This is a genomic window from Paenibacillus antibioticophila (assembly GCF_000455265.1).
Lineage (GTDB): Bacteria > Bacillota > Bacilli > Paenibacillales > Paenibacillaceae > Fontibacillus > Fontibacillus antibioticophila.
Genome location: NZ_HG005139.1, coordinates 454,910 through 467,489, shown reverse-complemented (window position 1 = coordinate 467,489; position 12,580 = coordinate 454,910). Strand labels below are relative to the sequence as shown.

The 12,580-nt window shown below is 49.4% G+C and carries 10 protein-coding genes; 4 read left to right on the top strand and 6 right to left on the bottom strand.

Translation table 11 applies throughout. The features are described 5' to 3' along the window. Positions 1-345: 345 nt before the first annotated feature. The 6 genes from TX85_RS01970 to TX85_RS01945 all read right to left on the bottom strand — a co-directional run bounded on the left by TX85_RS01970 (position 346) and on the right by TX85_RS01945 (position 8,011). On the bottom strand, positions 346-1,929 hold the full coding sequence (locus TX85_RS01970; protein ID WP_044477463.1) for an alpha/beta hydrolase: 1,584 nt from the start codon (positions 1,927-1,929) through the stop codon (positions 346-348). A gap of 18 nt (positions 1,930-1,947) precedes the next feature. Then, a complete protein-coding gene (locus TX85_RS01965) occupies positions 1,948-2,976 on the bottom strand; it encodes a FecCD family ABC transporter permease (RefSeq protein ID WP_044477462.1) in 1,029 nt (342 codons plus the stop codon). Continuing rightward, positions 2,969-3,976 carry a FecCD family ABC transporter permease gene (locus TX85_RS01960; protein WP_044477460.1) on the bottom strand — a complete coding sequence of 336 codons (1,008 nt, stop codon included), beginning with the start codon at positions 3,974-3,976 and terminating at the stop codon, positions 2,969-2,971. The genes TX85_RS01965 and TX85_RS01960 overlap by 8 nt, the downstream gene beginning before the upstream one ends. Before the next feature lie 26 nt (positions 3,977-4,002). Then, positions 4,003-5,022 carry an ABC transporter substrate-binding protein gene (locus TX85_RS01955; RefSeq protein ID WP_044477459.1) on the bottom strand — a complete coding sequence of 340 codons (1,020 nt, stop codon included), beginning with the start codon at positions 5,020-5,022 and terminating at the stop codon, positions 4,003-4,005. Between the two features lie 112 nt (positions 5,023-5,134). Then, positions 5,135-6,856: a helix-turn-helix domain-containing protein gene (locus TX85_RS01950; RefSeq protein WP_044477458.1), complete on the bottom strand. Its 1,722-nt coding sequence runs from the start codon at positions 6,854-6,856 to the stop codon at positions 5,135-5,137. 234 nt (positions 6,857-7,090) lie between these two features. Beyond that, complete coding sequence (locus tag TX85_RS01945) at positions 7,091-8,011, bottom strand: helix-turn-helix transcriptional regulator (protein ID WP_044477457.1); 921 nt, start codon at positions 8,009-8,011, stop codon at positions 7,091-7,093. A gap of 93 nt (positions 8,012-8,104) precedes the next feature. Between TX85_RS01945 and TX85_RS01940 the strand changes: the two genes are divergently transcribed. The 4 genes from TX85_RS01940 to TX85_RS01925 all read left to right on the top strand — a co-directional run bounded on the left by TX85_RS01940 (position 8,105) and on the right by TX85_RS01925 (position 12,398). Further along, positions 8,105-8,596 (top strand): GyrI-like domain-containing protein, encoded by a 492-nt coding sequence (locus TX85_RS01940; RefSeq protein ID WP_044477456.1) that lies wholly within the window; start codon positions 8,105-8,107, stop codon positions 8,594-8,596. Between the two features lie 239 nt (positions 8,597-8,835). Next, entirely contained in the window at positions 8,836-9,600 is a 765-nt protein-coding gene (locus TX85_RS01935) for a MerR family transcriptional regulator (protein WP_044477455.1), read from the top strand. Between the two features lie 59 nt (positions 9,601-9,659). Continuing rightward, positions 9,660-10,997, top strand: coding sequence for an alpha/beta hydrolase family protein (locus tag TX85_RS01930; RefSeq protein WP_044477454.1), 1,338 nt, complete (start codon positions 9,660-9,662; stop codon positions 10,995-10,997). Between the two features lie 18 nt (positions 10,998-11,015). Next, positions 11,016-12,398, top strand: coding sequence for a serine hydrolase domain-containing protein (locus tag TX85_RS01925; protein WP_044477453.1), 1,383 nt, complete (start codon positions 11,016-11,018; stop codon positions 12,396-12,398). The last annotated feature ends 182 nt before the right edge of the window (positions 12,399-12,580 follow it).

Genomic DNA, 12,580 nt, shown 5'->3' with positions numbered 1-12,580 from the left:
TACTCCCTCAAATCCAATAATGTCTATATGAATTTATGTATTATAAAAGTTGAACTATTGAATTTTACGTTCCGGGGGCAACGTGTGAAGTGTGCTTACGATCGCTGTTGTTCGCGGATTTCTCTAATTGAACGAAGATATTATAAGGTAGAAATCCACTCACAAAGGCGAACGCTAACGCTTCTACAGCACACTTCACACTTATACCCTTTCTAACGTAGCTTTATAGTTCAACTTATATAATAAAGATTATATTATAGCATATTGCCCCTAAAAGAGAGGAGAGCAGTCCCTTTCTGATCAGGGCTGCTCTTCATCATTGAAATAGCTATGAAATTCTGCAAGTTAAGGCTTACGGTGTCCCGAGACATATCGAAGGATTGGGCTGACAATAGCAGGCAGCAAGGAGACATGCCCCTCTCCCTCTACTTCAAAGTAGTGTACATCTACATGCTCCTGATGCTCGCTCAGAGCCTTGGCTATTTCTCTGGCCCCGTCCAGCATGCTTTCCTTCTCCTCCGAACCGACACAGATCATACAGCCGACAGGCTCCAACGGTTCATGGCTGGCCTGCCGGGAAGCGAGCCATCGGTCCAAATGGCCGTACAAGGCCTGATCGTTCCACCAGATCGACGGGCTCGCAGCGATATACTGCTGAAACAGCTCTGTTCTGGTCATCATCGCATAGAGAGCAAAAAATCCGCCCAGTGAATGGCCCAGCAAGCTCTGGCGCTTCGGGTGAATGCTGTACATCCGCTCGATCTCCGGCTTTAGCTGCTCGCTGATAAAGTGAAGAAACTCCTCGGCTCCGCCATTTTCCGGCCACGAGCTGCCGTCCGGACGGACGGGCATTTTGTCCTGGTCAGCGGGTTCGGTGTAATCAATGAACCGGTCCGGCGTGACCATCGGGTCCGGAGAATCATACCCGATGCCGACAATAATGGCCGGTTCATGCCCTCGTGGACGCCGGGTTTGCAAGCGGACCGCCTCTGCGAAGGTGCCGAAGGAAGCATTCGCATCCAACATATATAGTACCGGGTATCCTCCCTCTGGAGGCGGAGCCATTGGCTCGGCGACAGAAATTCGGTACTGTCTGCCAGTCCGCTCAGAATGTCTCAGGAAGCTAAACGTTCCTTGAATTTGATGAGGTTTATTTTCCCCTTCGACATGATCAGTCTCATTCACCTTACGCCCCCTCCGCTCAAATAGCCAGGATAGTGCTTCCGGGAACTGCCTCGCCATGAACAAGGGATCATGTGTGCCCTCTGGATCTACTGCCAGCAGCAGTTCGCCGTCTGGCAAAGCGGACCGGAACCATTGATGTGCCTTCATCGTGTAAGGCACCATGTTTTTTTGGATATTCTGCTTGTAGATTCCCTCGTTTTTCCCGATCGACATGAATACGCGGACCGTGGAAGGAAGCGGATGCTCCTGCACATAGGCAAGTACGCCTTCATACCAGAAGGAGGCCGAGATCAAGCCGCCATTACCGAATACCTCCGGTCTCCAATACAGAGCAAAGAGTGAAATCAGACCGCCGAAAGATCCTCCAATTACCGCTGTATGCTCCCGTTCAGGCAAGGTGCGGAAATTCTCGTCAATATAAGGCTTGATGACATCAGCCAATTCTTGTACATATGCCGGACCTCTTCCTCCGAAATTCGGCCAAGTCTTAATCAATTCCTCAGCCGGCCATGGCGTATATTCATCATTCCGATTTGCGGACTCGACGCCAACCAGAATAACTCCTGACAGCTTATATGCGGCATACAGATGCTCCAGATAGTTCAAGCAGTTCATAAACAGCTTCCCGCCATCATGCACATAAGCAACTGGATAGTCCTCTTGCCCATGATCATAGGATGGGGGCAGGTACACGGTTAGAGCTCGTTCCCCTACCGTTATCTTATGGAGTCGATGTAAATACACCCCGTCAACTTCCCTTCATTAATTTCTCGTTCGAATCATGAGATAGACAAAGTAAGGAACGCCGATAATGGACACCACAATTCCTACCGGAAGCTCTGCCGGCGCGAAGAGGGTTTTACCGATAAAATCGCCGATTACGACCATTGCCATGCCAAGAATACCGCTAACGGGCAGCATATACTTGTGACCAAGGCCCACGAGACGACGCGCGAGGTGAGGAGCGATCAGCCCGATAAAGCCGATGCTGCCTGATACGGATACCCCCGCACTCACAAGCCCGATGCTGCACAATAAGAGAAAATTCTTTTCCCGTTCCACAGCTACTCCGGAGCTTCTGGCGCTGTCCTCGCCTAATTGATAGATATCCAGCTGCTTGGATCTAAGCCAGATACAGAGCGGAAGCACCAGCATCCACGGCAGCATCGTGACGACGAACCTCCAGTTGGCTCCATGCAGGCTTCCGGCCAGCCAGGAGACGGCCGCCTCGTAGTCTCTGGGATTCATTTTTAATGAAATGAACAAGGTCACCGCTCCAAAGCCTGAAGCGATCGCTATCCCCACTAGCACGAGGCGCTGCGGATCCAGCCGCCCTTGTTGCCTTGCGAAGGCATACATGCACAAGGTGGCTGCGATCCCTCCCGCCAATCCAAACAATGGCATGAGCATTACCCCGAGCCATCCGGTAAAGGTAACCTGCCCCTGGAAGAAGAACATGAACAGGACCACCGTCATCCCCGCCCCGGCATTGATCCCCAGAATACCCGGATCAGCCAGGCCGTTTCGGGTAATTCCCTGAATGACCGCTCCCGCCATCCCCAAGGCTGCTCCCACCAGAGCTGCCAGGACGATACGCGGCAAGCGGAACTCGAAGATGACAAGGCGATAATCCTCGTTGGTCTCCAGCCCGAGTAAGGTTCTAAAGACATCCTTTACCGAAATATCAAACATGCCGTTCGTCAGACTCACATACATCGTAGCCAGAACGAACAACAACCCGATGAATACCACCAATCCGAACCTTGCGAACGATGAATTCCGGTTAGACATTGCTCTTTCCTCCCTTCATCTTGATTAGATAAAGGAAGAACGGAACACCGATCAGTGAGGTGACCACCCCAACCGGCGTCTCGAAAGGATAGTTAATGAATCTAGCAAGAATATCACAGGCCAGGAGGAAAATCGCTCCGAGCGCCCCGGACACCGGAACAATCCGCCGATAATCCGTGCCTGCAAAGAAACGGGCAATATGCGGAATGATCAATCCGACAAATGCGATTTTCCCCGCCAGAGCAACGGCCACCCCCGTCATAATGACCACGGCAACGGTGCAAAGCACCCTGATCAGCCAGGTATGCACTCCCAGCCCTTTCGCCGTATCCTCGCCTAAGGCAAGCAGCGTAACGAACCGGGATAAGCCGATGGCAAGCAGCAGTCCGACCGCAGCAAACGGAAGGCTCAGCTTGATCAAAGCGGGGTCCATGCTGTGAAGCCTTGCATTATACCAGAAGCTGATATTTTGTGAGATTTGAAAATAAACCGAGATCGCCGAAGAAATTCCGCTCAAGAAGGTCCCGACAATCGTGCCAAGAATCGCAAGCTTAACCGGACTTAGCCCTCCGGGAACCAGCCAGGCCAGCCCAAAGACAATCGTGGCGCCGATCAGGGAGCCCAGCATTGAGCTGAAGATCAGTCCATAAGAGCTTGTATCCGGCAAAAGAATCATCACGATCGTCACGGCAAAGACCGAGCCATCCGCTACCCCCATAATCGAAGGAGAGGCCAGATAGTTGCGCGTCATCCCTTGCATCAGGGCGCCGGATACGGCCAGAAAAGCACCGATCAACAGTGCGCCGAGCGCGCGAGGCAGGCGGGAGGCGCGAATAATCTGATGATCCACATTGCTGCTATCAAAGGAAAATAAAGCTTGCCAGACCGTCTCGGCGGAGATATCCTTGGCGCCGTAGAGAACGGACACCACAGCAAGAAACAGGCAAACTGCCGGTGTCATTATGAGAATGACAGCCGGCAGCGAAGGTCGAAATCGCATAGTTTAACAACGCCTTATCGCAAATTTTATTTCAAACTCGACAATACCGCCTTCAAAAACTCGATTTTACTGTATGCTGTTCCGCCTTGTGCCAAGGGATCGACAACGTTAACAAAGGCATGACCGTTCTTGAAGGCATCCAGGCTTCCTACAATCGGATTATTCTGGAACTCTTCCAATGCTTTAGGTGTGTCCGTATTTTCAGCTTCCGAGAATTGGATAAACAGATAGTCCGGATTCATCTCGGCCAATTTCTCCGTAGAGATCAGCTCTTGTGCTTCGGCAGCTTCAATCTCAGCCGGCACGGTAAAGCCCAGATCCTCATACAGAACAGGGTTAAAGAAGACGTCCTTCGGATAGACATAAGCCTCGCCGCCACGAATACGGATTGTGACTACCTTGCTCTTTGTCAGAGCTTCGCCAAGCTCCCCTTTCCCTGCTTCAAGGTCGCTCTTGTATTGAGCTATCGCCGCTTCCGCCTCGGCTGTCTTGCCGCTGATCTCACCGAGCAGCTTCAGGTTGCTCTCCCAGTTGGTGGAGATATGCGAGTAAGGAATCATCGTGGCGATTTTGTTCAATTGCTCCGCTACCTCCGGCTTGAACTTCGAGGTACCCAGGATTACATCCGGCTTCAAGGACAGAATTTGTTCAAAGTTTGGTTCCGTCTTCTCACCGATGGATACAGCATTTGCTGTCACCTTGGAGAACAGTTCCGGGAACTCTCCTGCAAATGAAATCGCTCCGACCGGCTGAACATCCAGCACGATCGCATCCTCCATCGCTTCTACAGCCCCTGTAATAACGATTCGTTCAATTTTGGATGGAACGGTATATTCTTGATCCAGATATTTAATAACTCTCGTCGCCGACTCATCGCCCTTCGGCTCTGTCTCTGTCGTTGCCGCTTGTGTCTCTTCTACTCCATTTGCTGCTCCATTATTGGATGCTGCATTACCGGAGACTTCATTGGTCTTGTTGGCACCACAGCCAGAAATCAGCAGGACGGCTGCCAGAAGCACAAACGCCATCAGTTTACTCTTTTTCATAATACCCCGCTTTCCCCTTCCATCTTTCTAGATTGATAATGATTATCATTATTGGTTATGTTAAAGGATACTCCCCCGTTAATCCATGGACAATCTTCCGGTTTGGCATGGATTAATTCCCTGAAATCCTTAGCAGGTTTTGAATCATGTGTACAAAGGCTGTCGGCGAATACTCTCTCCAAGGGTAAGAGGACATGACATATACGGCCCCTCGCTTCACCTGCGGCAGGCTTAACCAATCCGGATGTCTCTGGATGCTTCGCCAATGCTCAAGCGTACGCGAATCCTGACGAACGACGAGCAGCAGCAAGTCGGCATCACTCTTTCGGATTTCCGCAAGTGTAGATCTGCGGGAATCTCCGGGCTTAAGTCCATTAAGCAATTCTGAGGGCACCAAGCCTAATTGTGTGAAAAGCGTCTCCGACGCACCTTCATCTCCACTGACATAAAAGTTATCGTTAAACAATCTGATCGGGAGAACTCTGGCACCTCCAATTATGGAGGAAAGGCTTTGTTTGGCTTCCGCCAAAAGTTCATCAAATTTAGCCAGCCACGCATCCGCCTCTTCTTCTCTATGCAGCAATGCGCCTAAATCCTTTAATTGCTCCCTCCAGGCTTTCTCTCCATGTGCCCCTTCTATTTCGTAAACGCGAGAACATTTCCGCAGCACATCCAGCTCCCAATCCTGCACACCCGAAGGACAAAGGATCAGTTCAGGCTGAGCTGCCTGGATCTGCTCCAGATTCTCCTGCTGGAATTGCCGATGCAGATAGGCATTGAGATGTACCGGAATATCGGGACCCATGGTCCGGTAATAGTAAGGAGACCACTTCGGGTGCAGCGGGGCCGCATAGGGAGCCGCATCGAGAGCGGCTAAATATCCGAGAATCGCAGACGTTCCAAATACCGCTATTTTGGTGTGTCTGGTCTTGAGATAGGCCGAAGGGGAAACACCAAAGCTTTTCTTGAATTTGCGGCTAAAATAGAACTCATCTCGATATCCCACCGCATGGGCAATCTCCTTCATCGGTCCGCTCCCGGAAGCCAGCAGCTGCTTGGCCTTTTGCAGTCTCACTTCCGCCACATATTCCATCGGAGATACCGCATAATACTTTTTGAATTGTTCGGCAAAATATTTGGGGCTCAGCTCGGCCAGCCCGGCCAGCTTCTCCAGGCTTAGCTCATCTGCATAGTGCTGATCAATGAATGCCTTCGTGCTCTCAACGGCACCCATTCTATCGTTCGAAAACGCTGTCTCGGCATAGAGGGATATTTCGTGCAGCATGTGCTCAAACTCAATACGGGCAAGCCACAAACTGCGATCTTCTCCACTGTAAAAATGCTCGAATATCGAGCGGCAGTACACCCCGATTCGCTCCAATTGGCTCGTCAGCTTACCTGAGGAAGGCAGCCAAGGGCCTGTGGTATCCAGAGCCGTAGGACTCTCCTGAAAATTCTCTCCCCATCGATAAGCATCGAAGTGAAACATAGTTGCTAAACCCGAATTGGGAGCGTCGCTCGGATTTGAAGGAGTATGGAAGTAGAATAAGGACGTAGACCCTGCAGGACACACTATAAAATCTCCCTTTCGAACCAGCCTCTTGCGATCTGCCAGCTCCACCACTCCTTCTCCTTCATGAACAAGAATGAGCGCCGTCAGCACATGCAATTGATGCTCCCTTCTCTCCGGTCTTGGCTGAAGATACTGCACGTCACGCAAATGAAACCGGATATCGGCTTTATCCATGTTCACTGCTTGCTGTTCACCAAATCTGCGACCTGGAGAACCGCAAGGCCTATCTCGATGAAGCATCATTTCCGATTGTGCTTTCATTCGCAATCGAACTCCTTACTCATGAATGGGTATATGAATATAGTTATATTAGTTAGTGATAACAATTATCATTATCATTTATTTCAGGATGGCTGTAAATGTTTTATATTCAGTTGAGCGTGCTGTAATAGAAAACAGAACCCCATATGGAGTCCTGTTCGTGGTGTTAATTACCTTGGTCAATCATCGGATTGGAAGCCCGAATACCCTATTATATACAAGTCCAACTCACAGCTATTTGTATATCGCCAATATTTTACGAATATAGTTCCGAAAAGCTTCCCGAACATCGGATGGCTCAATGATCTCGCATTTATCTCCAAACCTCAGCAGTATATCATAACCGTATTCATTGTTGACAATTGGAAATATGGCCAGACAACTATCCCCTTCTACACTAATAATGTTCTCCTCACCGTATCTTTCTATCACTTTGTCCATTAAGGATAAGGCAATTCGGATCTTGACCGGAACCCTTTCATCACTCATCCAACCTGATCCATCCATTGCTAGGGGTGAAAAGTCACGAGGTACAAACGTTTCTGGCAGCACATAAAGATTGCTCATCCGAGCCAATTTGAATATCCGGTAATCCTCTTTCAAGGTACAGAATGCCTGTAAATACCAGCTGCTTTCTTTAAAAACAACTTGATAGGGCTCTATCTTTCTAGAGGTAACATTCCCGTCTTTATTGATATAATCAAACTTTATATATCTCTCTTCATTGATGGCGGTTTCTACACTGCTTAGCAGGGAACGCAGGGACCGGTTCCCTTGATTTAAGGATAAATCGACAGTAAAACTGCTTCCTTTCTCCGATTTCGCGCCTTCTTGGCCTATATTACTTAGCTTCTCCAATACATGAACGATTTCTTTATGATTGTATAACTGTCTATAGCTTCTCAGACTTGTTAGCAGGGTTTGAATATCTTTGGGTGTGAACAGCTTTTTATCGATTTTATATGATTTCATCAAGCCTACTCCGCCAGCTACCCCTTGTGTGGTGAAAATCGGCAAGCCAGCCATTGTCAAGGTATCGATATCTCTATAGATGGTTCTGCTGCTGACCTCAAGCTTTTTGGCAAGCGCTCCGGCACTTATAACTTCATTTTCCAATAGAATCATGATCATCGCAATCAGACGGTCAATTTTCACAACATCACCTCAACTCTAAGTATGCCATACTGTTGTCATATATAGAATGCTACGTTATTTATGTATCAAAAAAAGAAGCAGGAGGAAATTGAAATGAGTAACTTTAGAGTTGAGAGAAAAGAAGGTTTTCGTTTCGTTGGTTACAAAACGGCTTTAGAGGGATCCGGCAATGCACATTCCCCGGAATTTTCTCAACAAAAAACGAAGTTTTTCATTGGAGCCGTTGAAAATGGTCAAATGGCACTCCTTCGTCCACTTGCCGAAGATTCGTATGGCTATGCCGCAATAACTGTGGAAAAAGGGAATGTCTTCTATTATGCGGGAGTCAGGACTTCGCAGCTTGCAATAAACCAAACAGAGGAGGTTTTGTTTCCGGAGAGCGAATATTTAATCCTTACAGGGAACGGCGGCTTGTCGCGCTTAGCCTTCGACAGATTGGAGGACCAGGCCTTTAATGATCTGCTGACTGAAAATGATAAATGGATCTATACGGGTGCTCCTATTGCTGAAATTCTGTTAAATGGAAACCCGTCTGATGCCCAGGTTGAAGTATGGATACCCGTTAAAAAGCGAAACAACCATTAACCAGCTAACCCAGCTTATTTGCCAGAAATTCCGGATAAAAGACGAGCAACAGCCTTCAACCACATTAATCAGTGGTGAATGGCTGTTGTTTGTACATACACATGCAAATTCAAACTCAGCGGATCATTCAATTCCCCTGGATACGTATCTTCTATCTCTTATTAAATAAATACAGTTTATGGGCTTGATCCTACAGTTACTGGAGGTTATATAATGGGGCAAGAGAGGAGGAGAGGATGATGGAAGCTGCCCATTATTCCATCGGGAAATTTGCCGAGTTAAGCGGCATTCCGATACGCACGCTTCATTATTATGAAGAAGTAGGACTGCTGTGTCCGCGCCGTCAGGACAATGGACATCGCATCTATGGTTCGGCTGATTTGATCACCTTGCAGAAAATTATCGGCTTAAAGTCGCTTGGCTTTTCTTTGGAGCGTATTCGCCAGTTCATTCATCATCGTGAACCGGAGATGAAGCTGGCCGACGCCCTGCACATTCAGCAACAAGCCCTGCAAGCCGCCCGCGTTGAACTAGACAAGTCACTGGAGATAATCGAACGACTGCAAGCCATCCTCCAGCGTGAAGGAGAACTGGAGCATGAGATGATGTTTCTGCTGATACGCAACATGCTAAGGGAGGACAAACAGCGCAGTTGGGCGGCGGAGCATTTGTCGGAGCATACAGCCACTACCTTGTTCGATATCTCCCAGAATACCGCTGTTGAGTTGGATCGGGATATGCTCGCCTTTGCCGAAGCCGTCAAGCGTCTATCAACCGGAAAACCCGATACTTCGGAGGTCGAAGAAATGCTGGGCTTCTACGTGCAACGAACACTCAGCTTTCTGGATGACAAAGCGATTGCAAACTTTGCCCAGATTCCGGAGGAGCAGACTGAGAAGTTGGAGCAGTTGGTCGATCTCCCCTTCAACGAAAGGGAGATCGCCTGGCTGGATGAGGCGTTAGCACATTATGCGGCCAAATTCGGCCTTCCTGGAATCACCTGACCATAGCCGCAGATCGCACAAAAGCTCGGAATTATTTATGAAGAGAGTTGGAATTTGTAATGAAATTATTCGAGTATGCCTTATTATGCGCTTCTATTCTTAGCTGTCTCTATGTCATCTGGGCTAAGCAGCGCTTCCGTCCGCTAATGATGCTGGTTATCCCCGCTTCTTTGCTCGGAATCCTGATTCTTCATTTGATATTCGAACATGCGCGTTGGATCATGCTACCTGTATATGGAATCACAACTGTCGTGGTTATCGCTTGTATACTCAGAAGACGGAACCACGTCTCCCCTCCATCTAGACGCCTCCGGCCGTTCCTGCTCAGCCTGCTTGCGTTGCTTGCGGGAACGCTTTCTTGGGGAGGGGCAGGTCTGCTTCCACTTTTTCAATTTACAAAACCAAGCGGCTCCCACAATGTGGGCGTGTTAGATTACACCTGGACCGATCCTGAACGTACAGCAGCCGACGGAACAAGCCGCCAATTGAATGTTCGAATCTGGTATCCGGCAAGCGATGACCTTACCACACCTGCGCGCTATATTCCTCAAGCAGATTTATTTATCCAAGCAATAAAAAAACAATACGGCCTGTGGTCGCAACTGCTGCGCAATTACCGTCAACTCGAAATTCCCGCTCAGTATGCGGCTCCCTTTTATCCGAATGCCAACTCTGTTCCCGTTGTTGTCTATTTGCACGGCAATCAACTCGGCACGCGATTTACAGGCACGTTCCAAGCGATTGAATTAGCGAGTCATGGCTATATGGTTATTGCGATTGAACATCCCGGCACAGCCTTCTTAAGTGTTTTCGATGAAGACCGTTACATCCCGTTCACAAATTCATTCACGGGCTTGCCCGACAACTTCAGTGCTCATAATAAGGTTGCGGTTCCAATCATCCAGGAAATGCAGGCCGATGTTCAGTTCGTACTTCAGCATCTACAGCAAATCGACCGTTATGAGCCGAGTTCGCCTCTCTCCGATCGAATAGATCCTGACCGAATCGCTTTGGTGGGGCATTCCTTCGGCGGCGCAGCTGCCGCACATATACTGGCCAATACAACAATAGCCAGAGCCGCAGTTAATCTCGATGGGTATCTGTATGGCGAATATCCTGACGAGCTTCAGCAGAAGCCCTTGCTCATTGTAAATGGCGGTCTGCAAGTTAAAGGTTTGGAGGAGACGATGGTCGGGCTGGAGGAAGAACGAGCTGTCCGAAACCGCCTGCTGGGCCCAAATGGGCTTGAAGTGACGCTGCCGCAAGCTGGACATTTGAGTTTCACTGATCTTCCCCTCTATTCGCCGCTGCTTTTTAAACCGCTTGCTCCCGATAGCAAGGAGCAGCACCGCCAGATTAATGAGCTTACACTGCGTTTTCTGCAGGAGCATCTGTAGACCAAGGAGGGTACCGAAATGACAAGAAAAAAGAAGGAAGCACAATTATCCGCACTCATGGAACAGATTAGAGAACACTTTAATGGCGTGATCCTGGTTGCGGAACAGGGAAAACCGTTGCTATATGAAGCCGTGGGGTTCGCAGAACTGAGCCAGGGGCAGGAACCGGTGCGTACGCTTACGACAGAGTCGATGTTCGAGTTAGCCTCAGTCTCCAAGCCAATTACGGCACTCGGCATCATACGCTTGCATCAGGCGGGACTTCTGGAGTTGGACGATCCGGTATCCAGATGGCTGCCCGAATTGCCTTATCCAGGCATTACCATCCGACATTTGTTGACCCATACCTCCGGGCTTCCGGATTACATTGCGCTATTCAGCGAGAAGTGGAATCCTGCACAGATCGCCGTTAACGCTGATGTCCTGAACATGCTCGCAGCCCATCGTCCCGCGCCGCTATTCGCGCCGCAAGATAGTTGGATGTATAGCAATACGGGCTATATTATGCTCGCTATTTTGATCGAACGGATCAGTGGCCAACCCTATGCGGACTTTCTGTCTGAGCAAATATTCCAGCCGCTCGGCATGGCCCGGACATGCATCTACAATCGCCGTCTTGATCCCGGTGCTGTGCCGTCCGACTATGCCTGGGGCTACGTCTATCGACTGGAGCACGGTGGATACGTGCTTCCGGACGCCGTGCCGGCAATGAACTATGTCCACTATCTGGACGGCTTGCAGGGAGATGGCATGGTGAACAGTACAGCCATGGACCTGCTTCGTCTCGATCGCGCGCTGTATGACGACAAGTTTATTCAGCCGCAGTTGCGCGAAGCCATGTTCACACCTGTGACACTCCATAACGGGGAGACGTTCGACTACGGATTCGGCTGGCTGATCGAGCAGCATCCACAATTAGGCCGAGCGGTAAGCCATAGCGGCGGCTGGCCGGGATATGCTACGTTTCTGAAACGCTATATCGAGCGGGATCTGACAATTATCCTTCTGCAAAATGGAGAACGGGATTACAACTATACCCAGCAGTTGCTCCGAAGCGTAGAGCAGGCTCTTGCCGATGAGCCGATGGAGGTGCCGCAGGCAGCAGCTCCACGCACTCTGTTCCCGCTCGCAGCAGAGGACTATGAACCTTTTCTCGGTGAATACCTCTTTCAGGATGAACAGGGACAATCGTTATCCGCAGAGGTCTTTATCGAGCATAGTCAACTCTGTATGCGACTGGGCAACGGGATGACATTTGTATTGCTGCCCATCAGCCCTACGCGCTTCTACGAACAGCAAACCGCAACCGAACTGGAATTCGGCGAGATCGAAGCAAGCAAGAGTTCCCGATTGATCTGGTATGAACATGATAGCGATAGCGTGGCACAACGCGTGCGGTGACGCTTGCAGCACTCTTGCAATTTTATTTACCAGTCTCCATCGGATATGGTTCGCATGAGACTGGGATGAGCTTATTTCATCTCATGAAAAACCCGAACGATTTTCGAAATTCTAATTTCAAAATAAGTTGAACTAAAGATTGTACACTGGAGGCAACGTGTGAAGTGTGCTTACGATCGCTG

Coding starts and splice junctions, on each gene's coding strand:
- TX85_RS01960 (WP_044477460.1), bottom strand. CDS start 3,976: ATGCGATTTCGACCTTCGCTGCCGGCTGTCATTCTCATAATGACACCG.
- TX85_RS01950 (WP_044477458.1), bottom strand. CDS start 6,856: ATGAAAGCACAATCGGAAATGATGCTTCATCGAGATAGGCCTTGCGGT.
- TX85_RS01925 (WP_044477453.1), top strand. CDS start 11,016: ATGACAAGAAAAAAGAAGGAAGCACAATTATCCGCACTCATGGAACAG.
- TX85_RS01930 (WP_044477454.1), top strand. CDS start 9,660: ATGAAATTATTCGAGTATGCCTTATTATGCGCTTCTATTCTTAGCTGT.
- TX85_RS01935 (WP_044477455.1), top strand. CDS start 8,836: ATGGAAGCTGCCCATTATTCCATCGGGAAATTTGCCGAGTTAAGCGGC.
- TX85_RS01940 (WP_044477456.1), top strand. CDS start 8,105: ATGAGTAACTTTAGAGTTGAGAGAAAAGAAGGTTTTCGTTTCGTTGGT.
- TX85_RS01955 (WP_044477459.1), bottom strand. CDS start 5,022: ATGAAAAAGAGTAAACTGATGGCGTTTGTGCTTCTGGCAGCCGTCCTG.
- TX85_RS01965 (WP_044477462.1), bottom strand. CDS start 2,976: ATGTCTAACCGGAATTCATCGTTCGCAAGGTTCGGATTGGTGGTATTC.